This window comes from Stenotrophomonas sp. GW821-FHT09E08 (assembly GCF_059416125.1).
Genome location: NZ_JBWKOO010000016.1, coordinates 49,191 through 69,946 on the forward strand (window position 1 = coordinate 49,191; position 20,756 = coordinate 69,946).

Genomic DNA, 20,756 nt, shown 5'->3' on the forward strand with positions numbered 1-20,756 from the left:
TCCGCAAGGGGCTTGCCGGGCCCGCTGAAGGCCCTGCGGCGGGCCTTGTTGGCCGCGCGGGCTGTCGCTTGCGGGCCGCTGCGCCCATGTGCAGGACGCAGTGTTACCGCTGCCGATGACGGTTGTGGGGCAGCGTGGCAGGCCTGCTCGCGAGCGCGCCGGTGCTGGCGCTGAACCGGCGACAACGTGTCGCACCTGCCTCTGGATCGGCGCTGGCATTGAGCCCAGGGTAGACCGTGAGTGAGGGGCCTGGCCGCCCCGCTCCCTTCCACAGCATCGCCGGGGCGCCTCGCAAGGGGCGCCCCTTTTGCTGTGCGCGGGGCCGGCCGTGGCCCAAAACGGACCTGCTTGTGGCCGGATCGATGATTGTCGGCTTCGATATATCGATATATCGTTTGCACACTCGTTTAACGATATATCGAAATGAGCCGTACCGCTTCTCCCAGAGCCCGTTCCACCGATCCGGCGGTGCCGCGCCGCAACGGCCAGCCGCGGGTGCTCAGCCGCGGCGACCTGCGCCTGCTGGTGCTGGCCCTGATCGGCGAGCAGCCGCGCCATGGCTACGAGCTGATGCAGCTGATCAGCAACCAGTTCATGCAGGCCTATACGCCCAGCGCCGGCACCATGTACCCGTTGCTGGCCAGCTTCGAGCAGGCCGGCTGGATCGAGGCCGAGGAAGTGGACGGCAAGCGGATCTTCCGCATCACCACCGCCGGCGAGTTCGAGCTGAAGGTGCAACGCACCCAGGTGCGCCTGGCGCAGCGACGCGCCTTCGACCGCGCCCGCGAGATCACCAAGGCCTCGCTGCCGCCGCCGCTGGCCGGCGCCCTGCGCGAGTTCAAGCGGGCGCTGGTGCATCACCACGGCCGCTGGGCCGAGGGCGAGGCGGAAGAAGTAGCGGCGCTGCTGACGCGGGCGTCCGCGCTGCTCAACGGTACGGCCGGTAGCGAGACCCAATCCTTTTCAACGACCCAGCCAGACTGAATCCAGCCAGGTCGCCCCTACGCCGCGCGCCCCCGCGCGACACCTTTACAGGTAGCCCCATGACCGAACACAACAACACGCGCCTGCGCCTGGATGTGCGCTTCCGTGAACTGACCGTGCTGCGCACCGAAGAGGTCACCCCGCACATGCGCCGCGTGGTGCTGGGTGGCGACGATCTGGCCGGCTTCGATTCGCCCGGCGCCGACGACCACATCAAGCTGTTCTTCCCCAACGCCAGCGGCGAGATGGTGCTGCCGGTGCTGACCGCCGAAGGCCGCAGCTACCCGGACGGCAAGGAGCCCTCGCCGGCCCGCGACTACACCCCGCGCTGGTGGGACCACGAAACCGGCGAGCTGGCCATCGACTTCGTGCTGCACGACCAGGGCATTGCCGGGCCGTGGGCCGAGCAGGCGCAGGCTGGCGATGTGCTGGTGATCGGCGGCCCGCGCGGCTCGTTCGTGGTGGCCGACAGTTACGATGCCTATGTGCTGATCGGCGATGAAACCGCGCTGCCGGCCATCGCCCGTTGGCTGGACGTGCTGCCGGACGGCGCCGAAGTGCAGGCCTTCATTGAAGTGAGCGACGAGGCCGAACGCCAGGCCCTGCCGCAGTACGAGAACGTGCGCATCCACTGGCTGGAGCGCAACGGCTTCCCGGCGGCCAGCAGCACGCTGCTGGAAGACATGCTGACCGACTTCGAAGCGCCGGACGGCGATGTCTTCTACTGGATCGCCACCGAATCGCGCCGCGCCCGCATGATGCGCAAGTTCATCGAAGGCCACCTGGGCGTGCCGCGCGACTGGATCCGCTCGACCGGCTACTGGAAGGCCCACCCGGACGAAACCGACGGCGATTGAGCAAAAGACGGTAGGTGCGGACCGTTGGTCCGCACGCCCTCCGATGGGTAGTGCCGGCCGCTGGCCGGCAACCTCATGAACCTTCGGCAGGAACCTGCAGCTGCCGGCCAGCGGCCGGCACTACCGCGCTGGATGCCACCCACCGCGTCCACCCGAACCGTTGCGCGGCCCAGATCTCCAGCGCCACCAGCAGCGCGATGAGCAGCAGCGGCAGCAGCAGCCCGAAGTAAACACCGGGCATCATGCCGTTGATCTGTGCCTTCACCAGCCGCAGCACGCCACGGGTGTGCAGCAGCTCATCCACGTGCATGGTCAGTGCCTCGCGCACCACCTTGGGCTCCAGGCCGATCGTGCCGGCCTTGTCCACCAGCGTGTCTTCCAGCATGCCGCGCAGCAGTCCCTCGCGCACCTTGCCGATCACCCATCCCGCGCCACGTGCCAATGGGCCGTCACCGAGACGATCGAGGCCGGGCAACGGATGTTCGCTCAGATAGGCCGAGGCAATGGTGTCGGCCACATCGCCCACCGTGCCCTGGCTGCGCAATGCCTCGCGCATGCGCGGGTCGTCCAGTGAATCGGTAAAGCCTTCGCTCCAGCCTTCCACCAGGGTCTGCAGGTGCGGCTGGAAGTGATCGAGCTGCTTGAACAGCGCGCGGTGTGCGCCGGCAGTAAAGCCCAGCTGCAGCCCGAAGAAGGCGGTGGCCAGCGACAGCAGCACCACGTAGCTGGCCAGCAGCCAGTGATGCCAGCGCTTGCGCCGCTGCAGCCAACCGCGGCGGTGCAGCCAGCGCCAGGCGAAGATGCCCAGCACCAGGCCAAGCAACGTGCCGAGCAGGCTGCCGCCCAGCAGATCGAGCACGCTGAGGCCCGTCCAGAATTCGTTCAACCAGTACTGCGTGTCCTGCATGGGTCTTCCTTCCGTGGGTGGTACAGCGGGCCATTGTAGAGCCGAGCCCATGCTCGGCTGCTTTTCGTTCCGCCATCGGAGAACCCTCGCGCTGCGCGCGATGAGCCGAGCATGGGCTCGGCTCTACAGGTATTCCGCCGCCCGGTTCAACGCATCAGCCGGCAAGCAATGCGACAATCGCGCTCCTTTCCTGCAGCAACGAGGCCCACATGGCCAAACTGACCCTGGCCAGCGTGGACGCGCTGCGTACCCGCTTTGCCGATGACGCCGCCTGCGACGCGGCACTGGGCGCCTTCGCCGACACCGCTGCGCTGCGTGTACCGCTGCGTGAGCTGGTGGAGGCACAGCACCGCTACCTGCAGGCCGAATTCGAAGTAGCGCAGGTGGCCGACGTGCTGCGCCGCGACCAGAAGTACGCGCCGGTGGGCCGGCCTTCGATCAACATCGTGCAGCTGCGCAAGCAACAGGCCGCGACCAAGCAGGCAGCGCTGATCGCGCGCCAGGTGGTGGCGCAGGCCGCGCAGACCTTCGCGCGCGTGAGCGGGATGACGGTGAAGGCCAAGCAGAGCCCGAGCGAGGCGTGCGTTGCATGGTTGGGCGCGTTGCGCTGAGGGATCGTGCGGACCAACGGTCCGCACCCACCGAATCCAGGTCCGCAGCCGGCCAGCGGCCGGCTCTACCAGAACCCAAAAAGAAGGCCCGCTTTTCAGCGGGCCTTCTGCCTTCTCACGACGAGTGAGCTGGGTACATCAAGCAGCCGGCTTTTCGCCGGTGGCTTCGGTGGTGATGCGGATCTTCACTTCATCGCTGACGTTCGGGGCGTAGGCGCCGACGCCGAAATCGCTGCGCTTCAGGGTGGTGGTGGCATCGAAGCCGGCGGCCGGAACCTTGGCCATCGGGTGCTCGCCGCCGCCGTTGACGGTGACATCCAGGGTGACCGGCTTGGTGATGCCCTTGATGGTCAGGTCACCGGTAACGGTCAGCTTGTTGGTGCCGGCGGCTTCCACCTTGGTGCTCTTGAAGGTGGCATCGGCGAACTTGGCGGCGTCGAAGAAGTCGGCGCTCTTCAGGTGCTCGTCGAACTTGGCGGTGAAGCTGTTCAGGCCGCTCAGCGGCAGCTTCACTTCCACGGTGGACTTGGTCACGTCTTCGGCGTTGTACACCAGGGTGCCTTCGACGTTGCCGAAGTGCGCGCTCGGGTTGGAGAAGCCGAAGTGGCTCCACTGGGCCAGCACGTCGGTGTGGCTCGGGTCCAGCTTGTAGGTGCCCGAGGCGATCTTGATCGCTTCGGCGGCCGGCGCAGCAGCGGCGGCATCGGCAGCCGGGGTGGCAGCCTGTTCGGTGGTGGCCGGGGCGGCGGCATCGGCAGCCGGGGCAGCGGTGTCGGCCGGCTTGGAGCAGGCGGCGATGGCCAGCGTCAGGGCCAGCGGCAGCAGCAGTTTACGGGTGGCGCTCATCTCAGGAACTCTCCGGATCGTAGGGTGGGTACAGCAGGGACCGCCAAGGGGGCGGCCCGGAATCGATACAGCGACTTACGCGATGCGCGCCGCTTCGTCGAACGACAGGCGCGGCAGACGCGGGAACAGGCCCGCCGAGTCACCGTAACCCAGGTTGACCAGGAAATTCGACTTGATGGAGGTGCCGGCGAAGAAGGCTTCATCCACCTTGGCCGCATCGAAGCCGGACATCGGACCGGCGTCCAGGCCCAGCGCGCGCGCGGCCAGGATCAGGTAGGCACCCTGCAGGCTGCCGTTGCGGATGGCGGCTTCGTGGCGGCCTTCCTGCGGGCCGTCGAACCAGGCCTTGGCATCGGTGTGCGGGAACAGGTACGGCAGCTTCTCGTGGAAGTCCAGGTCGAAGCCGATGATGACGGTGACCGGGGCGGCCATGGTCTTGTCATGGTTGCCTTCGGACAGGGCCGGGGCCAGCTTGGCCTTGGCTTCCTTCGAGGTGACGAAGACGAAACGGGCCGGCGTGGTGTTGGCCGCGGTCGGGCCCCACTTCACCAGGTCGTACAGTTCCTGCAGCAGGCTGGCCGGGACCGGCTTGTCGAGGAAGGCGTTCTGGGTGCGGGCAGTGCGGAACAGCTGGTCGAGGGCAGCAGCGTCGAGCGCGTGGGACATCAGTGGATCTCCAGGGCGGCTAAGGGAAGGTCAGTGCCCGCGGGCGGCGCGGGGCGAATCGACGAGCCGCAGTGTAGAGTGTCGCGACTGTTGCAACACCCAGCAGGACTGAAACGAATTAATGCCAATGGTGAAACGATCGAGCGCGCCTTGGACGGTCACTGACGGCCGTGCCGGCAATGTCCGCCAGGCGGTCGCGCTGGCCTCGGCGCTGCGTCTGGGTACCCATCAGCCGCTGGTCCTGCAGCCCCGTGCGCCCTGGCGCTGGCTGTCGCCACGGCGCCTGCCGGGCGATGTGGACGGCTACGGCGAGGCATTTGCGACGCTGGCTGCGGACGCCCCGCCGTTGGCGATCGGCTGTGGCCGCCAGTCCGCCGGCGCCCTGCGCGTGCTGCGTGCGCGTGGCAGCCAGGTGGTGCAGATCCTCGACCCGCGCATCAGCGCCCGCCACTGGGACATGGTGGTGGTGCCCGAGCACGATGCTCTGCGTGGCAGCAATGTGCTGACCCTGCTCGGCAGCCTCAACCCGGTGGACGACGACTGGCTGGCCTGGGGTCGTGCCGCGTTCGCCAGCTTCAGCACCCTGCCCGGCCCGCGCACCGCGTTGCTGGTGGGTGGACCGACGCCGCTGGCCCCGTGGGACGAGGCAGCGATGGTGGGCGTGTTCCAGGCGCTGGCCGATCAGATCCGCGCTGAGGGCGGCAGCCTGCTGGCCACGACTTCGCGGCGCACGCCACCGGCATTGGCCGAGATCCTGCGCGCGAAGTTCGCCGACCTGCCACATGTGATCTGGGGCGATGGCGGCGATGGCGTGAACCCGTACGCGGGCCTGCTGGGCTGGTCCAACCGCGTGGTCGTCTCGCCCGATTCGGTGAACCTGCTTTCTGAAGCCTGTGCCACGCGCATGCCGGTGATGGTGGCGCTGGCTGATACCGCGCAGGGGCGGCTGGCACGTTTCCAGCAGCAGCTGCGCGAGCGCGGGCGACTGCAGGCGCACTGGCTGGACTGGCAGTACGACCGCATCGAGCCGCTGCGCGAAACGGCGCGGATCGCTGCGGAAGTGAAGCAGCGTTTGGCATTGAGGTAGTGCCGGGCGCTGGCCGGCAACGCTGTATGCATTACCGAAGACCCTGCCATTGCCGGCCAGCGGCCGGCACTACCCGTTCGTCCAGCGATTTCTGAACATTTGGATCCGCCTGCGCGGTTAGAGTCCAGCTTCCCCCATCACACTGAACGTCTTCATGCGTACCCTGCTCCTGCTGCCCCTGGCCCTGCTCGCTGCCTGCTCCACCACGCCCACCGAGCTGGACCCGATTTCTTACCAGTGCCAGCAGCAGCTGGATGCATACCGCGAACAGCCAGCGCTGCGCGATCCGAAGACTGGCGAGCGCCCACCGCTGCCGATCGCGCCGATCAGCGACGCCTGTGACCGGGAACTCAAGCGCAAGGGCGTGGACCGCCCGCTGCGCTGACCGGCGTATGATCGGCGCGCGGGCCTGCCCGCCGTTGAAGGTATCGACATGGATCGTTTCTCCAGCCTGCCCCGCGCCGCGCTGCTGATCGCCAGCCTGCTGGCGACCGCACCGGCATGGGCCAACAGCACCGAGTGCCGCGAGCGCTACCCGAGCGTGGCCTCGCAAGCGGCGATGCTGGACGTGGCCTGGACCACCGCCGAGCGCCTGGATGCGCTGCCCGATGTGGATGTGGTGGTCGCCGCAAGGGGTGGCCAGGACCTGAGCCGCTACGGCCTGCGTCACAGCCATCTGGCCTTCCTGCTGCGCGAGGACGATGGCCGCTGGCGCGCGATGCACCTGCTCAACCGCTGCAAGACCGACAGCTCGCAGCTGTACCACGAAGGGCTGGGCAACTTCGTCGGCGAGAGCGGCGGCCATACCGACCTGCGCATCGGCGTGCCGTCGGCGCCGCTGCGTGCCGCGTTGAAGGCGATGCTGGTGTCGCCGTCGATCCAGCCAAAGGCGCTGCACGAAACCAGGTACAACGTGGTCGCCTACCCGTTCGCCACCGACTACCAGAACTCCAACCAGTGGGTGCTGGAAGTGCTGGCGGCGGCGATGGCGCAGGCCGATGGCGCGCCGGCCATCGTCAAGCGCGAACAGGCCCAGCAGTGGCTGCGCCAGCAGAAGTACCAGCCCAGCGTGCTGCATATCGGCCTGGGCAAGCGCGTGGGTGCGCGCCTGTTCGTGGCCAACGCCACCACCACCGACCATCCGGCCGGCGAGCGCATCTCCGGCAACTATTCGGTGGTGACGGTGGAATCGGTGTTCGATTTCCTGCACCAGCGCAGCCAGCTGCAGCAGGAACTGGTGATCCCTCACGTGCCGGTGGCAGGTGCCGCCGCAGCCAGCCCCTGAATCCCGCAAGGAGAACGAGATGCGCCTTTCGCACGCTGTCCTGATGCCGCTGTTGATTCTCACCGGCCTGGCCTGCTCGACCGCCGCCCACGCCGAACGCCGCATCGTGATCATCCACGACCCGGGCCCGCAGGGGCCGAGCCTGGAGATGTCCACGCAGATGGTGACGTCGGCCCGCGCGGCAGCGGCGAAGGAAGCCCAGGATGCAGCCGACGCGGGTCGCCCATTGGCCCGTCAGCAGCAGATCAAGCTGCCGCAGATGCAGGTGAGCGCCATCGCCACCACCGTGGATGGCCGCCGCGAAGTGCTGCTGCGTGATGCCAACGATCCGCAGAACACCGCATCCATGCAGTACCCGCGCGGCATCGGCGATCCGGCCGTGCAGTTCACGGTGGGCCAGACCGTGAACTTCGAGCCGACCGGTTCCGACCAGGGCTGGCAGCTGAAGGACAACCAGGGCCGCCCGCTGGAATACCTGCCCGAGGCCACCGGCCCGCGCGACATCTTCGATACCCGGCGCTGAGCCGCCGTCCCCACCCTGACCAGGAGGTCTCCATGTTCCGTTGCCTGCGCGTTCCCGCCACTGCCCTGCTGCTTTCGGCGCTGGTGGTGCCCACCGTCCATGCCGGCGCTGCGCCGCAGTTGAACAGCAGCGAGGCCAGCGTGCTGATCACCTCGCTGATCGTGGTGTCAGTGCCCCTCGCTGCGTCGGCGGGCTTGTCTGAATTGTCGAAGGCGCCGTTCAAGGCCAGCGAGCGCCGTGAGAAAGCCCACCGCACCAAGGCGGTACCGCTGCCACCGATGGAAGTGAAGAAGGTGGAGACCACGGCGGCGGGCGAACGCCAGGTGCAGCTGCAGGTGCCCGACAAGGCCGACCAGACCGCCACGCTGCGCTGGCCGGCGCGCGTGCATGAGGACCAGACGGCGGCCTTCGTGGTCGGCCAGCAGGTGCATTTCGACCCCACCGAGGCCGGTGCCGGCTGGACCGTGAAGAGCGCGCAGGGCCAGGCGCTGGCCTATGTGCCCACCGCCTATGCCGCCGGCGACGTGATGAGCGAAGCGCTGTAAAGCTGAACGACCGGTTTTGGCATTGCCCCGGGCCGGGCGGATAATGGGCGATCCCCTTTGTCCCCTGGCTCGCCATGTCCGTGCGTCCTGCCCCTGTGTTTGCCCCGTTGACCGCCCGCGCCCTGGTGCTGGCGGTACTGGCCATGGGCGCGGTGGTGCTGCTGTCCAACGTGCTGGTGCAGTACCCGATCAACGACTGGCTGACCTGGGGTGCTTTCAGCTACCCGGTCGCGTTCCTGGTCAGCAACCTGATCAACCGCCGCTTCGGCCCGGGCCCTGCCCGCCGCGTGGCGTGGATTGGTTTCGCGGTGGCGGTACTGCTGTCGATCTGGGTGGCCACCCCGCGCATCGCGATTGCCTCGTGCTCGGCCTTCATCGTGGCGCAGCTGCTGGACATCACCGTGTTCGACCGCCTGCGCCGTGGCAGCTGGTGGCGTGCACCGATGGTGGCCACTACCTGCAGCGCGACGGTGGATACCACCATTTTCTGGTCGATCGCGTTTGCCGGTTCGACCCTGCCGTGGGTGAGCTGGGCCGCCGGCGACCTGGCGGTGAAGCTGGCGATCGGCGTGTGCCTGCTGGCCCCGTTCCGCGCGTTGTTGTGGAAGATGGCGCCGCTGCGCGCGGCCGGCTGACCGCTGTCGCTCTGGTAGGTGCCAGCCTTGGTTGGCACGCTGTTGCCGGGGTCATGAACGCGGATGGGTTGTGCCAACCAAGGTTGGCACCTACCAACAACAGGCCAACAGTCAGATCATTGATCCGGCGGGCGATCGCCGGGCCATTGATCCAGTAGCTGCCAACCTTGGTTGGCACGCCGTTGCCAGGATCATGAACGCTGATGGGTTGTGCCAACCAAGGTTGGCACCTACCAACGGCAGGCCAACGGTCAGATCATTGATCCGGCGGGTCATCGCCAGGCCATTGCTCTGGTGGGTGCAACCTTCAGGCGAACGGCAGCTCCGCGGCGATGCACGCCGCCGCAATCGCGGCACATGCCTCTTCAATCGCCGGCGTCGTCGGTGCCAGTCGCGGCCGCCGGTCCAGCGTACAGGCCAGGCCCACGTCCAGCAACGTGGCATGCGCTCCATGCAGCGCCTGTGCGGTGTCTTCCGGCAGGAAACCAACAACCGCCAGCGCATCGATCAACGACGGCGTGTCGCGCGGCTGCAGCAACGCTACATGCTGCGCGCTACGCGCCAGCACGCCGGTCTGCAGCAGGAACTCCAGGTCCACCACGCCACCGGCACCCTGCTTCAGGTCCAGCCGCGCGGCATCGCTGCGGTCCAGTTCGGTGCGCATGCGGCCGCGCATCTTCAGCACGTCCGCGTACAGCACACCCGTGTCGCGTTCGCGGCCCAGCGTCTGCGCACGCACCTGTTCGAAGTCGGCCAGCAGACCGGCATCACCGGCCACGCCCCGCGCGCGCACCAAAGCCTGGTGTTCCCAGGTCCACGCGCGCTCGCGCTGGTATTCGGTGTAGCTGGCCAGCGAAGAGACCAGTGAGCCCTTGCCGCCATCCGGGCGCAGGCGAACGTCGATGTCGTAAAGGCGGCCGGCGGCGGTGACTGCACCGAGCAGCGCCATCACCTTCTGCGCAAGGCGTGCGTACCAGCGCCCCGGTTCCAGCGGCCGTGCCCCATCGCTGGCATCCACGCCGGCCGGGTTGTCGTGCAGGAACACCAGGTCCAGATCGGAACCAAAGCCCAGCTCCAGACCACCGAGGCTGCCATAGCCGATGATCGCGAAGCGCCCGCCAGGAATCTCGCCGTGTGCGGCGTGCATGTCCGCTTCGGCCATCGCCAACACGGTGACCACCACGGCCTGCGCCAGCTCGGCCAGTTGACGCGTGCTGTCGACCGCGCCCTGGCGGCCATCCAGCGTGGCCATCGCCATGCGGAAGCTGAGTGCCAGCCGCGTTTCATTGAGCCAACGCAGCGCGGATTCGGGATCTTCCACCGTCAGCACCTGCTGGCACTCGGCCAGCATGCCAGCGGCATCCGGCATCGGCCCGGACACGCGCACGTCCAGCAGTTCGTCCAGCAGCAGCGGATACGCTGCCAGGCGCTCGGCCAGCAACGCGCTGCGCGCCAGCACGTCTACCAGCCGCGCCAGTGCGCTGGGCTGTTCGTCCAGCAAGGCGAGATAGCTGGTCCGGCGCAGCACCGCCTGCAGCAGGCCAAGCACGCGCTTCAGCGCGGCATCGGGCTGTGGCGAGCGCGTGGCCGCATGCAACAGCGCAGGCAGTACGCGATCCAGCCGCGCACGCGCGGCATCGGACAACGACTTCACGCCGGTGCCCTGGGCGAAATCGCGCAGCGACTGGTCGGCGCCGTTGGCATCGAGGAAACCGGCTTCGGCCAGCAGTGGTGCATTGCTGCCTTCGGGCAGGCTGCGCCAATAGTTGGACAGGGCGTCGGGCGCGGCCTGGCCCTTGCGCGGCGCCAGCAGCGCGGCGAATTCAGTACTGACCCGCTGCTGCTGTTCCGCCAGCGCCGCACGCAGCACGTCCCAATCCGGATAGCCCAGACCCACGGCGATGCGTTCGCGGTCGAGTGCATCATTGGGCAGCACATGGGTCTGCGCGTCACGCAGCATCTGCAGGCGGTTTTCCAATCGGCGCAGGAACAGGTAGGCCTCGCGCAGCGCGCTGCCATCCTCGGGCGCGATCTGTCCGGCGGCCACCAGTGCGTCCAGCGCCACCAGCAGGCGACGCTCGCGCAGTGCCGGTTCACGGCCACCGCGGATCAGCTGCAGCGCCTGGCACAGGAATTCGATTTCGCGGATGCCTCCGGCGCCGCGCTTGATGTCGTCGTGCAGTTCCCGGCGCGCGACTTCGGCAGTGATGGCCGCCTTCATCTCGCGCAGGCCGTCGAGCGCGGTGAAGTCCAGGTAGCGGCGGTACACGAACGGGCGCAGCGTCTGCAGCCACGCCTCGCCGGCATCGATGTCGCCGGCCACCGCGCGCGCCTTCAGCCAGGCATAGCGTTCCCAGTCGCGGCCCTCGCGCTGGAAATACTGGTCCATCGCCGCGAACGACAGCGCAACGCGGCCGGCGCTACCGAACGGACGCAGGCGCAGGTCGACGCGGTGGCTGAAACCATCGACGGTGGTTTCGTCCAGCAGCTTGGCCAGGCGCTGGCCGAGGCGGGCGAAATACTCTTCGGCCGCCAACGGACGCGGTCCATCGGATTCACCGCCCTGCGGATAGGCGTAGACCAGGTCCACATCGGAGCTGAAGTTGAGCTCGCCACCGCCGAGCTTGCCGAGGCCAAACACCACCAGCTGCTGCGGCGTGCCGTGTTCATCGGCGATCACACCGTGGCGCTGGGCGAATTCCTGCTGCAGGGCGTCCAGTGCCAGCCGCAGGCAGTCCTCGGCGAGGGTGGTGGCACCGGCGAGGGTCTGCGGCACGTCGTCGAGGCCGGCCAGGTCACGCCAGATCAGCCGCGTGGACATCGCAGTGCGCCAGCGCCGGATCTGCGCCGGCCAGTCACTGGGCTGCAGCGGATCGAGCACCGGCGCCGGGATCGGCGGGCAGCCGGGGGCGGCCAGCTGTGCCAGCAAGGCCGGTTGCCGCACGAGGGTGTCCAGCGCGAAGTCGCTGGCCACCGCCAGCTGGTTCAGCAACGGCAGCAGGTCGGCCGGGACGGGCTCGGGCAGGACCTGGGCCAGACGGGCCAAAGCGCGGTCGACAAGGGGCTGCAGGGAGGCGGGCAGGTCAGCGGGGGCGAGGGTCATGGGCTGATTGTATCGACCCGGCCGGGACGCAACGGACCCGGTAGTGCCGGCCGCTGGCCGGCAGATCCGATGATTCCGCCGCAGCCTCCCGCAGTTGCCGGCCAGCGGCCGGCACTACCGATAATCGAGACCGCGCATTCATACTGGGCGACAGGCAATAAAAAAGCCCGCTTGCAGCGAACTGCCAGCGGGCTCTGCTCCCTCCCCCACGTCGGGATGCAGGTCCATCGTGCGGGCTGCGAAAGCACTTTGCACGCTGCACTGCAAAACAAAACCGGCGGGTTTGGGTGACCCCTGCGGGAAAAGCCATTCCACGAAGGTAGAACCCCCCGTACGGCGGGGGATGGCCGATAATCGGGATTCCCCCCAGCAACACGTGTCGTCATGTCTGTTGATCGCATCGCCAACGCGCGTCTCCGTGACCGCGTGGTCTCCGCAGAGGCCGCAGCCGCGCTGATCCAGCCCGGTGAAACCGTGGCCATGAGCGGCTTTACCGGCTCTGGTTACCCCAAGGCTGTTCCCGTCGAACTGGCCCGCCGCATCGAAGCGGTGCACGCCCAGGGCCTGCCCTTCCAGATCAGCCTGATGACCGGCGCCTCCACTGCGCCGGAACTCGATGGCGCGCTGGCCAAGGCCGATGGCATCGCCATGCGCATGCCGTTCCAGAGCGACCCGGATGCGCGCAACCGCATCAACGAGGGCAAGCTGGACTACATCGACATCCACCTCAGCCACGTGGCCCAGCATGTGTGGTTCGGTTTCTATGGCGAGATCGATACCGCCGTGATCGAAGTCTCGGCCATCCGCGAAGACGGTTCGCTGGTGCCGTCCACCTCGGTCGGCAACAACAAGACCTGGCTGGACCTGGCCAAGAAGGTGATCGTCGAGGTCAACGAATGGCAGCCGGCCGGCGTCGACGGCATGCATGACATCTACTACGGCACAGCGCTGCCGCCGCACCGCAAGCCGATTCCGCTGGTGAACGCCAACGACCGCATCGGTGACACCGCGCTGCGCTGCGACCCGGACAAGATCGTGGCCGTGGTGCGCACCAACGGCCCGGACCGCAACAGCCCATTCAGCCCGATCGATGTGACCAGCGAGCAGATCGCTTCGCACCTGATCGAATTCCTCAAGCACGAGGTGAAGAAGGGCCGCCTGCCGCCGAACCTGCTGCCGCTGCAGTCGGGCGTGGGCAATATTCCGAACGCGGTGTTGGCCGGCCTTGCCAAGAGCGGCTTCCGCGACCTGGCCGCGTTCACCGAAGTGATCCAGGACGGCATGCTCGATCTGCTGCGTGACGGAGTGCTGAGCTACGCTTCGTGCACCGGCTTCGCGCTGAGCCCGCAGGCCAACGAGACGTTCAAGGAGAACATCGATTTCTATCGCGAGCGCATCATCATGCGCACGCAGGAAATCTCCAACCATCCGGAGCTGGTGCGCCGCCTCGGCTGCATCGGCATGAACGGCATGATCGAGGTGGACATCTACGGCAACGTCAATTCGACGCACGTGATGGGCACCCGGATCATGAATGGCATCGGCGGTTCAGGTGACTTTGCGCGCAACGGTTTCCTGTCGGCGTTCCTGAGCCCGTCCACCGCGAAGAACGGCACCATCTCGGCGATCGTGCCGATGGCCAGTCATGTGGACCATACCGAGCACGACGTGTCGGTGATCGTGACCGAACAGGGCCTGGCCGATCTGCGTGGCCTGACCCCGCGCAAGCGCGCGCAGGTGCTGATCGACAACTGCGCGCACCCGGATTTCCGCGCGCAGCTGCAGGACTACTTCGACCGTGCCAGCCGCGAAAGCTACGGCAAGCACACCCCACACCTGCTGCCGGAAGCGCTGTCGTGGCACCAGCGTTGGCTGGATACCGGCACGATGAAGGGCTGATTGCCGTCGGGGTCGGATCCCTTTCCATTGGAAAGGGCTCTGACCCCAGGTACGGACATCGGGTAGAGCCGGCAGCTGGCCGGCTCCCCAGAACAGCCGGCCAGCGGCCGGCTCTACCTTCACGCGGTGCGCAGCGCCGCCAGCGATTCGGCCTGCAGCCGCTCGTAGATTTCGAACTCATCATTCACCGCCACGCCCAGCGCCTGCTCGAAGGCCTCGCGGTTGGCGTGTGCGGCATACGCACGCTGTTCTTCACCGCCCAGGTTGGACTGGAAGATGCCTGCGGCACTGACCGGCAGGAAATCCTCGTAGACGATCGGGTCGGCCGTGGCCAGGCCTGCGGCCACCAGCACTTCGGCCGGCAGGTCGGCCACGCGCTCCGGTGCGGCGCGGCCGGCGTCGGTCAGCTGGTAGCGGTAGTAACCCAGTCCTTCCTGGCGCAGCGTGTCATGGTCATCCGGGAAGCTGGCGAACACCGCCTGCAGGCGGTGGCCGTAGCCGCCACCGGTGCTGCCTTCGCCACCGGCATCGCGTGCCTGCGACAGCAGCTGATCGTACAGTGCGCGGCCCTTCGGGGTCAGGGCAAGGCCACGCTGTTCGATCTCGCCGAAGCGCGCGGTATGCGTACCGGCATCCCCCCCCTCGCTGTCCGGGAAATGCACGGCTTCTTCCAGCGCCTTGAAGCTGGTCTGGCGCAGCAGGATCGGGCAGGCGCGGCGCGGCGGCCCTTCGATCACCGCCTTGGCCGCCATGCCGTGCTCGATCATTGCAGCCTGTGCGGCGTCGATGTCCAGCGTACGCGGGGTCAGGTGGTTGATGTGCGGGCCGCGGAAGCTGACCACGTCGGCCACCAGCCGGTGCGCGTTGTGCAGCGCGTGGTAGGTCGGCAGATCGACGGTGGCATCCCCGTGCCAGCGGAAGGTTTCCAGTGCTTCATCGACGAAGCGCCCGGCATCGGCCTGCGACAGGCCACCGTCACGCTCAGCCTGGTCGATCAGCGCCAGCGCGCCATCGGTAAAGATGCGGCGGCGGGCAAGGATCTTCGCTGATTCGGCGCGCAGCGCTTCGTCTTCGATCAGCTCCAGGCGCAGCAACGAGGTGAACACGCGGAACGGGTTCTGCGCCAGCGCCGCGCCGGTGAGCGGGCGGAATGCGGTGGAGTGCACCGGCACGCCGGCCACGGACAGGTCGTAGTAGCCGACCGGGTACATGCCCATCACCGCGAACAGGCGGCGCAGCGTGGCCAGCTCCTGCACGGTGCCGACGCGGATCGCGCCGTGGCGCTCTTCGTCCAGGCGCGCACGCTCGTCGTTGCGCTGCAGCTGCGCGGCCAGCGCCGGGTCCTGCTCCAGCACCTGCGCGTTGATCCGCTCCACCAGTTCCACCAGCGTGCCGTACAACGGCACTTCGGTGCGGTACATGCGGGACATGGCCTGCGCGAACAGGCGGCGGATCACATCAGGCGAAACGAAAGAGGCGCTCATCAGTCACTCGATTACGGGAACGGGGAACAGCTCGAACCCGTATTGTCGCCGGAGCGCGGCGCGGCGGCGATATGCAGAGCAACATGGCGCCCAGCCCGGTAGGCCTGGTGGGTGCGAACCTTGGTTCGCACTGGTCTGGGGGGGAAGGAGCAAAAGGCGTGCGAACCAAGGTTCGCACCCACCAGAATCAGGCAGCGGCCAGCACTACCGCTTGAGCTGGCGCTTCAGGGTGGCATCCAGGGTGATCGGCCGGTCCCAGTGCTGGTAGCTGGCCACGATGGCGTGGCGCACGGCGCGGTAATGCAGATTGTCCGGCTTGGTCGGCATGCGCTTCACCACCGCCTCCCAACCGCCCTCCGGGTCCTGACTGAAGGCGCGCACGCTGTCGCGGCAGGTCTGGCCGCTGGCCTTGGCCCAGAAGCAGGCGAAGTAGATGTCCCCGGCCTGCCAGCCATGGGTGGTGAACAGCGCGCTGATGTAGCCGCGCGGCACGCTGGCATAACGCGACACTTCGTCGAGGAAGGCGTCCGGGTAGCGTTCGGCGTAGTGATTGACGTCCTGCAGCTGGGCATCGACCCAGCTGTCGCCGGTTTCCACCTCGTAGGCCGCCGAGCGCTCGGCGGTCTGCTGGGCCAGCACGGTGGCCGGCGCCAGCAGCAGGGACAACAACAGTGCGCGCAGTCGGAGGTTCATGCCCCGATTCTGCCGCAGCCGCCGGGTCCTGTCAGGCCGCCGCCGAGGCCTTGGCCTCGATCGCCGCCAGTGCGGCCGGCCAATCGTGGGCGGTGTCGGCGGTGACCATGCGCGGTTCGTCGTCGGCCACGCCGTGCTGGGTCTCGTGTGCCCAGGTCACTGCGTACGGGGTATGCACGCCCCAGCCGCCCAGGGTCACCACCGGCTCGATGTCCGAACGCAGTGAGTTGCCGACCATCACGAAGCGCTGCATCGGCAGGTCGAATTCGGCCAGCACGCGGGCGTAGGTTTCCGGGTCCTTCTCCGAGACGATCTCGATGCGCGGGAACAGCTCGGCGAGATTGGCGACCTTGATCTTGGCTTCCTGGTGGAACAGGTCGCCCTTGGTGATCAGCACCACCGGATAATCTTCGGCGATCGCAGCCACCGCTTCACGCACGCCGTCGATCAGCTCGACCGGGTGGCGCAGAGTGTCGTGGCCGATCTCCAGGATGCGCTGGATGTCCTTGGCCTCGATGCGCTGGCCGGTGATGTCGATGGCCGCTTCGATCATCGACAGCGTCATGCTCTTCACGCCGTAGCCGAAGGTACCCAGATGACGCTGCTGCACTTCCAGCAGGTGACGCGCGGTCTGGGTGTCATGCACGTCGACGTAGCGCGACAGCAGGTCAAGATAATCCTGCTCGGCCTTGCGGTAGTAGTCCTCGCTCTTCCACAGCGTATCGTCACCGTCAAAACCGACCAGGCCGATGGCGCGCGACGGCGCAGGCGTGGAGGTGTTCATCGCGCAAGGATACAGGGGCGGCGATGACGAGAAAAACCCGGGCGGCCGCAGCCGCCCGGGTCCCCATGCACCGGTCTTCCCGAAATCAGGCGTGGATCAGCGGCCCTGCGCCGCGCCGGCACCCGCACCGGCCTGCTGCGCGGCCACGTAGGCCTTGTACTCATCGGCGCTCAGTTCGCCGTCCTTGTTGGTATCGGCCTGGTCGAACACCTGGGCCAGGCCTGCGTTCACCTGTGCCTCGGTCTTGCTGATGGTGCCGTTGCCATCGGTATCGATGCTGGCCCAGGTCTGGCCACCGCCATTGGCCTGCGCCGAAGCCGCCGCGGCCGCATTGGTCGCCTGGTCAGCGGCCTGCCCTGCCTGCGCTGCAGACTGCTGCGCCTGTGCAGCCTCGTTCTGTGCCTGCGCGGCCTGCTGCTTGGCCGACTGGGCCATCGCCGGAATGGCCAGCACGCTGCCGGCGGCGACGATCAGGGCGATCAGGGGCTTGCGGTTGCGAATAGTCATCAGGGGTGTCTCCTACCAATTGGGTGGTGTTGCGCGGCGTGTTGTCTCCGCACGGCACCTACCCTGCCACCGCCTTTCTGAATCGATTTTGGGCCATGATCCGCCTCCACACGCACGATTAACCACTGGCTCGCGCGCATGCATTAGCGCGGTGGTTAGGGGGGAGTGAGTGGCTCATAAGCTGCGCATTCAGCGCGCCTGGATTTAACCGGGTACGAACGAAAAACCTGCGTCAGTCGACGGTTTGTTCCGATGACCGCGAACTGAACATCACCCATCCGAGGGCAACACCGGCGAGCGCACCGGCGATTTCCAGCACCACGCGGCTGCCGAGTTCGTTCGGATCGTGGATGGTGGCGAGGAACAGGCGCGCATACAGCGGCGACTCCAGGCGCACGATGCCCATGTAGAACAGCTTCCAGGCATCGATGCCGGCGGAGATGATCACGGCGATGACACACGACCAGCCGATCGCGTGGCCGACCGTCCAGTGCAGAAGCCGGCACAGTTGCGACCACAGGAAGTACACCAGCAGCCCGACCAGCAGGGCGATGGCGCCGGCTTCCAGGGTACCGAGCAGGCCGAAGTGCAGGGGAAGGTTCATCGGGTGGGCAACGGTGGGATGGCGGCCAGTGTAAGGGTATCGGCAGGGTTGCACCCTGCACCTGCCGAGGCTTCAAGCAACAGCCAAAGCCAAAGCGGCATACTGAGGGTTGGCGGGGCACTGTGAGTGTGCGGGGCCGCCGTGAACCCATCCATGGGGGCTTGGTCGCCGCATCCATGCGGCTCACACCCCGCAGACTCACAGTGCCCCGCCTTCGACGGTTTCCCGGTGGCCAGTAGATCCACGCCATGCGTGGATGAATCTCCATCGAAATCGAATAATTCGACGATTGAACAAAGAGCAGCCGAGCATGGGCTCGGCTCTACAATGGGCCGCGCGAGGAATTGTCGAAGGCGGGGTGGGTCCGGTTGCGGGGGCGTGAGCCGCATGGATGCGGCGACCGAGCTTACATGGACGTACTTGCAGCGTCCCACGCAACCGGACCCACCCCGCCATCCCACGGAATGCCAGCTGTTGCTTCGGCCGTTGCCGTTGCCTCTGCAGGTGCAGGGCGCAGCCCTGCCGATACCCCCTAAAGCACTGGCACGTCGTACGCGGTGCCGGGGTCCGGTTCGGGCTGCAGGGTGTAGTGCCACCACTCCTTCGGGTAGTTGGCGAAGCCTCGCCGGGCCATCGCGCTTACCAGCTGCTGCCGATTGGCCTGCTGTGCATCGCTCAGTCCGCTCGTCTGCGTATGCGCACGCGGGCCAAAGAAATCGAAGTCGGTACCCATGTCCATCGGCTTGCAGCGGCCGTTGCGGCAGTCCAGCAGACCGAGATCGACCGTGGCGCCGCGGCTGTGGCCGGAGCGCTCGGCGATGTAGCCGTCGGCCAGCAGGCGCGCCTTGTCCAGGTCCGGGTACTGCAGCGCCTTCCGCGAAAGCTCGCTGGGGTCGTTCACCCAGGCCATGAAGGCCTGCACCGAACGCACCGGCCGGTAGCAGTCGTAGAGGCGCAGGCCAAAGCCATCCGCGCGCAGGTCCTGTTCCACCTGCGCCAGCGCCTTCGCCACCGGCGCCAGCAGATAGCAGGACGGTGCCTCGTAGCCCGGCACGCGCGCGCCAGTGAAGTTGTTGGCGCCGGCGTAGCGGATGTCCATCTCGATGCCTGGCGACAGCGAACGGATCTCGACCAGGCCGGCGCTGGCCGCATCGGTGGCCAACGAAACGCGCGGCGGCTCAGCGGCGCTGGCGCTCGCCGCCAGGGCAATCGCCAGTACGAGTGAAATGCAGGTCCTGGAAGTCATAGCTGAAGTCGATGTCCGGGTCGATGGCACGCAGGTCCAGCGTGGGCGGCGCACCGTCACCGGGCTGCAGCCACGCCTGCGCGTCGTCGCCCAGCGTATCCCAGCGCAGCAGCCAACGCCCCTGCAACTGCAGCACCGTGGCCTGCAGCTTTGGCGACTTTTCCACGCTGAAGCGCAGGCCGTCCGCGCCCGGGCACAGTGAGGCCGGGCCCAGCCACGGATCGCTGTAGCGGCCCTGCCAGCGCGACAGATCGGCACCGCTTGTCTCCTTCGCCGCAGCGACGGCTGGCCGCCGGTGTCCGGCCGCTGCCCGCGTTGCCTTCTCGCCCTTCAGTTCGGCCAGATAGACATCCGCCGGGCTCGCATCGTCCGGCGTAGTGAAGCGCTTCAGCGCAGCCTGCATCAACGCCGTGCGCGCGTCCTCGCCTTCGCCATTGATCAGCATCACCACGCCCACCTTGCGGTCGGGCAGCAGCGCCAGCGACGAATACATGCCCGACAGCGTGCCGGTGTGCGCCACCTTCCACTGTCCATCCATGTCGGACACCCGCCAGCCATAGCCGTAGCCATGGAAGTGTGCGTTGTCCCAGCGCCGCTGGCGCTCACCCAGCGGCATCGGCATGTGCAGGGTCCACAACGTGCGCCGCTGCTCGTTGCCCAGCCAGTCCGGCACCAGGGCAGGATCCAGCAGCACCTGCATCCAACGCGTCATGTCACGCAGCGAACAGCGGATGCCGCCAGCTGCCATCGACGGCAGGTCAGGGCTGGTCTCACCGTCGGCGTTCACCACCTCGTTGCGTTCACCACGCCAGGCGTGCGGCTGCGCCACATTGCCCACGCGCTTCACCGACCATGCCCCTACCTGGCAGCGCGTCATGCCCAGTGGTTCAAACACCTGCTCCCGCATCAGCTGGTCGTACGGTTTGCCACCGGCCGCAGCAGCCACTTCACCGGCCACCACGTACATCAGGTTGTCGTAGGCATAGTGGCTGCGGAAGCTGCTGACCGGCTTCAGGTGCGCCAGTCCGGCGATGATATCGGCGCGGGTGAACGTGTTCGGCTCCGGCCACAGCATCAGATCGCCGGCACCTAATCCGAGCCCACTGTTGTGGATCAGCAGATCGCGTACCTGCATCTGCCGGCCGACCCACGCGTCATGCATTCGGAAGCCTGGCAGATGCCGCTGCACTGGATCGTCCCAGCGCAGCTTGCCCTGTTGCACCAGCCGTGCCAGCAGCGCGGCGGTCATCGCCTTGCTGTTGGAGGCAATCTTGAACAGCGTGTCGTCATCGATGCGGCCTCCATCACCGCGTGCCCCTTCGGCATGGCGATAGACCACGCGCCCGTTCTCGACTACTGCCATGGCCAGCCCGGGCAGATGCTCGACGCGGACCACGGCGGCGATATCCGCATCGATGGATGCGGTATCGACCGCCGAAGCGGAAGGAACCGCCAAGGACGCCAGAATCAGCACGCTGTACATGGGCGCC

The 20,756-nt window shown here is 67.4% G+C and carries 21 protein-coding genes; 10 read left to right on the forward strand and 11 right to left on the reverse strand.

Annotation, left to right across the window (positions count from 1 at the left end):
* Positions 1–423: 423 nt before the first annotated feature.
* Both AC07M7_RS17545 and AC07M7_RS17550 read left to right on the forward strand, forming a co-directional pair.
* Entirely contained in the window at positions 424–984 is a 561-nt protein-coding gene (locus tag AC07M7_RS17545) for a PadR family transcriptional regulator (protein ID WP_136639541.1), read from the forward strand.
* 59 nt (positions 985–1,043) lie between these two features.
* A complete protein-coding gene (locus tag AC07M7_RS17550; protein ID WP_495207943.1) occupies positions 1,044–1,841 on the forward strand; it encodes a siderophore-interacting protein in 798 nt (265 codons plus the stop codon).
* A 73-nt stretch (positions 1,842–1,914) separates the two neighbouring features.
* Here AC07M7_RS17550 and AC07M7_RS17555 read toward each other — a convergent pair whose 3' ends face one another.
* A complete protein-coding gene (locus AC07M7_RS17555; protein ID WP_495207944.1) occupies positions 1,915–2,748 on the reverse strand; it encodes a hypothetical protein in 834 nt (277 codons plus the stop codon).
* 209 nt (positions 2,749–2,957) lie between these two features.
* Here AC07M7_RS17555 and AC07M7_RS17560 point away from each other — a divergent pair, with 209 nt between their 5' ends.
* On the forward strand, positions 2,958–3,359 hold the full coding sequence (locus AC07M7_RS17560) for a hypothetical protein (protein ID WP_046984456.1): 402 nt from the start codon (positions 2,958–2,960) through the stop codon (positions 3,357–3,359).
* Positions 3,360–3,497: 138 nt separating this feature from the next.
* On the opposite strand, the gene AC07M7_RS17565 is transcribed toward AC07M7_RS17560, so the two are convergent.
* A complete protein-coding gene (locus AC07M7_RS17565; RefSeq protein WP_005415047.1) occupies positions 3,498–4,205 on the reverse strand; it encodes a YceI family protein in 708 nt (235 codons plus the stop codon).
* A 75-nt stretch (positions 4,206–4,280) separates the two neighbouring features.
* Positions 4,281–4,871, reverse strand: a complete 591-nt coding sequence (locus tag AC07M7_RS17570) for a malonic semialdehyde reductase (protein WP_004139510.1) — start codon at positions 4,869–4,871, stop codon at positions 4,281–4,283.
* Between the two features lie 127 nt (positions 4,872–4,998).
* Between AC07M7_RS17570 and AC07M7_RS17575 the strand changes: the two genes are divergently transcribed.
* The 6 genes from AC07M7_RS17575 (at position 4,999) to AC07M7_RS17600 (ending at position 8,946) form a co-directional block, all read left to right on the forward strand.
* The gene (locus tag AC07M7_RS17575; protein ID WP_482997318.1) at positions 4,999–5,958 is read left to right on the forward strand and encodes a mitochondrial fission ELM1 family protein; all 960 of its coding nucleotides are present in this window, start codon (positions 4,999–5,001) and stop codon (positions 5,956–5,958) included.
* Positions 5,959–6,112: 154 nt separating this feature from the next.
* The gene (locus tag AC07M7_RS17580) at positions 6,113–6,343 is read left to right on the forward strand and encodes a hypothetical protein (RefSeq protein ID WP_046984459.1); all 231 of its coding nucleotides are present in this window, start codon (positions 6,113–6,115) and stop codon (positions 6,341–6,343) included.
* Between the two features lie 48 nt (positions 6,344–6,391).
* Positions 6,392–7,243, forward strand: a complete 852-nt coding sequence (locus AC07M7_RS17585) for a DUF2145 domain-containing protein (protein WP_253079212.1) — start codon at positions 6,392–6,394, stop codon at positions 7,241–7,243.
* 19 nt (positions 7,244–7,262) lie between these two features.
* Positions 7,263–7,766 carry a hypothetical protein gene (locus tag AC07M7_RS17590; protein ID WP_495207945.1) on the forward strand — a complete coding sequence of 168 codons (504 nt, stop codon included), beginning with the start codon at positions 7,263–7,265 and terminating at the stop codon, positions 7,764–7,766.
* A gap of 32 nt (positions 7,767–7,798) precedes the next feature.
* Entirely contained in the window at positions 7,799–8,311 is a 513-nt protein-coding gene (locus AC07M7_RS17595) for a hypothetical protein (RefSeq protein ID WP_295554861.1), read from the forward strand.
* Positions 8,312–8,385: 74 nt separating this feature from the next.
* Positions 8,386–8,946 (forward strand): queuosine precursor transporter, encoded by a 561-nt coding sequence (locus tag AC07M7_RS17600; RefSeq protein ID WP_136639534.1) that lies wholly within the window; start codon positions 8,386–8,388, stop codon positions 8,944–8,946.
* 307 nt (positions 8,947–9,253) lie between these two features.
* Here AC07M7_RS17600 and glnE read toward each other — a convergent pair whose 3' ends face one another.
* Positions 9,254–12,049, reverse strand: coding sequence for a bifunctional [glutamate--ammonia ligase]-adenylyl-L-tyrosine phosphorylase/[glutamate--ammonia-ligase] adenylyltransferase (gene glnE / locus AC07M7_RS17605; protein WP_495207946.1), 2,796 nt, complete (start codon positions 12,047–12,049; stop codon positions 9,254–9,256).
* Positions 12,050–12,433: 384 nt separating this feature from the next.
* On the opposite strand from glnE, the gene scpC reads away from it, so the two are divergent.
* Positions 12,434–13,948, forward strand: coding sequence for a succinyl-CoA:acetate CoA-transferase ScpC (scpC, locus tag AC07M7_RS17610; protein WP_495207947.1), 1,515 nt, complete (start codon positions 12,434–12,436; stop codon positions 13,946–13,948).
* Between the two features lie 119 nt (positions 13,949–14,067).
* Here the strand turns inward: scpC and hglS are convergent, their stop codons facing one another.
* From hglS to AC07M7_RS17645, 7 genes are all read right to left on the reverse strand, one after another.
* Complete coding sequence (hglS, locus tag AC07M7_RS17615; RefSeq protein WP_428710424.1) at positions 14,068–15,432, reverse strand: 2-oxoadipate dioxygenase/decarboxylase HglS; 1,365 nt, start codon at positions 15,430–15,432, stop codon at positions 14,068–14,070.
* Positions 15,433–15,636: 204 nt separating this feature from the next.
* Entirely contained in the window at positions 15,637–16,125 is a 489-nt protein-coding gene (locus tag AC07M7_RS17620) for a hypothetical protein (RefSeq protein ID WP_253079821.1), read from the reverse strand.
* A 31-nt stretch (positions 16,126–16,156) separates the two neighbouring features.
* Positions 16,157–16,909 carry an HAD family hydrolase gene (locus AC07M7_RS17625; RefSeq protein ID WP_253079822.1) on the reverse strand — a complete coding sequence of 251 codons (753 nt, stop codon included), beginning with the start codon at positions 16,907–16,909 and terminating at the stop codon, positions 16,157–16,159.
* Positions 16,910–17,005: 96 nt separating this feature from the next.
* Positions 17,006–17,416 (reverse strand): EF-hand domain-containing protein, encoded by a 411-nt coding sequence (locus AC07M7_RS17630; protein WP_004139214.1) that lies wholly within the window; start codon positions 17,414–17,416, stop codon positions 17,006–17,008.
* Between the two features lie 232 nt (positions 17,417–17,648).
* The gene (locus AC07M7_RS17635; RefSeq protein WP_253079823.1) at positions 17,649–18,020 is read right to left on the reverse strand and encodes a hypothetical protein; all 372 of its coding nucleotides are present in this window, start codon (positions 18,018–18,020) and stop codon (positions 17,649–17,651) included.
* A 532-nt stretch (positions 18,021–18,552) separates the two neighbouring features.
* The gene (locus tag AC07M7_RS17640; protein WP_495207948.1) at positions 18,553–19,266 is read right to left on the reverse strand and encodes a M15 family metallopeptidase; all 714 of its coding nucleotides are present in this window, start codon (positions 19,264–19,266) and stop codon (positions 18,553–18,555) included.
* Positions 19,199–20,749 carry a serine hydrolase domain-containing protein gene (locus AC07M7_RS17645; RefSeq protein ID WP_495207949.1) on the reverse strand — a complete coding sequence of 517 codons (1,551 nt, stop codon included), beginning with the start codon at positions 20,747–20,749 and terminating at the stop codon, positions 19,199–19,201. Before AC07M7_RS17645 ends, AC07M7_RS17640 begins: the two co-directional genes overlap by 68 nt.
* Positions 20,750–20,756: the final 7 nt, after the last annotated feature.

Bases quoted from the DNA above. Each gene is read 5' to 3' on its own strand.
- AC07M7_RS17545 (WP_136639541.1), top strand. From the start codon at position 424: ATGAGCCGTACCGCTTCTCCCAGAGCCCGTTCCACCGATCCGGCGGTG.
- AC07M7_RS17550 (WP_495207943.1), top strand. From the start codon at position 1,044: ATGACCGAACACAACAACACGCGCCTGCGCCTGGATGTGCGCTTCCGT.
- AC07M7_RS17555 (WP_495207944.1), bottom strand. From the start codon at position 2,748: ATGCAGGACACGCAGTACTGGTTGAACGAATTCTGGACGGGCCTCAGC.
- AC07M7_RS17560 (WP_046984456.1), top strand. From the start codon at position 2,958: ATGGCCAAACTGACCCTGGCCAGCGTGGACGCGCTGCGTACCCGCTTT.
- AC07M7_RS17565 (WP_005415047.1), bottom strand. From the start codon at position 4,205: ATGAGCGCCACCCGTAAACTGCTGCTGCCGCTGGCCCTGACGCTGGCC.
- AC07M7_RS17570 (WP_004139510.1), bottom strand. From the start codon at position 4,871: ATGTCCCACGCGCTCGACGCTGCTGCCCTCGACCAGCTGTTCCGCACT.
- AC07M7_RS17575 (WP_482997318.1), top strand. From the start codon at position 4,999: ATGGTGAAACGATCGAGCGCGCCTTGGACGGTCACTGACGGCCGTGCC.
- AC07M7_RS17580 (WP_046984459.1), top strand. From the start codon at position 6,113: ATGCGTACCCTGCTCCTGCTGCCCCTGGCCCTGCTCGCTGCCTGCTCC.
- AC07M7_RS17585 (WP_253079212.1), top strand. From the start codon at position 6,392: ATGGATCGTTTCTCCAGCCTGCCCCGCGCCGCGCTGCTGATCGCCAGC.
- AC07M7_RS17590 (WP_495207945.1), top strand. From the start codon at position 7,263: ATGCGCCTTTCGCACGCTGTCCTGATGCCGCTGTTGATTCTCACCGGC.
- AC07M7_RS17595 (WP_295554861.1), top strand. From the start codon at position 7,799: ATGTTCCGTTGCCTGCGCGTTCCCGCCACTGCCCTGCTGCTTTCGGCG.
- AC07M7_RS17600 (WP_136639534.1), top strand. From the start codon at position 8,386: ATGTCCGTGCGTCCTGCCCCTGTGTTTGCCCCGTTGACCGCCCGCGCC.
- glnE (WP_495207946.1), bottom strand. From the start codon at position 12,049: ATGACCCTCGCCCCCGCTGACCTGCCCGCCTCCCTGCAGCCCCTTGTC.
- scpC (WP_495207947.1), top strand. From the start codon at position 12,434: ATGTCTGTTGATCGCATCGCCAACGCGCGTCTCCGTGACCGCGTGGTC.
- hglS (WP_428710424.1), bottom strand. From the start codon at position 15,432: ATGAGCGCCTCTTTCGTTTCGCCTGATGTGATCCGCCGCCTGTTCGCG.
- AC07M7_RS17620 (WP_253079821.1), bottom strand. From the start codon at position 16,125: ATGAACCTCCGACTGCGCGCACTGTTGTTGTCCCTGCTGCTGGCGCCG.
- AC07M7_RS17625 (WP_253079822.1), bottom strand. From the start codon at position 16,909: ATGAACACCTCCACGCCTGCGCCGTCGCGCGCCATCGGCCTGGTCGGT.
- AC07M7_RS17630 (WP_004139214.1), bottom strand. From the start codon at position 17,416: ATGACTATTCGCAACCGCAAGCCCCTGATCGCCCTGATCGTCGCCGCC.
- AC07M7_RS17635 (WP_253079823.1), bottom strand. From the start codon at position 18,020: ATGAACCTTCCCCTGCACTTCGGCCTGCTCGGTACCCTGGAAGCCGGC.
- AC07M7_RS17640 (WP_495207948.1), bottom strand. From the start codon at position 19,266: ATGACTTCCAGGACCTGCATTTCACTCGTACTGGCGATTGCCCTGGCG.
- AC07M7_RS17645 (WP_495207949.1), bottom strand. From the start codon at position 20,749: ATGTACAGCGTGCTGATTCTGGCGTCCTTGGCGGTTCCTTCCGCTTCG.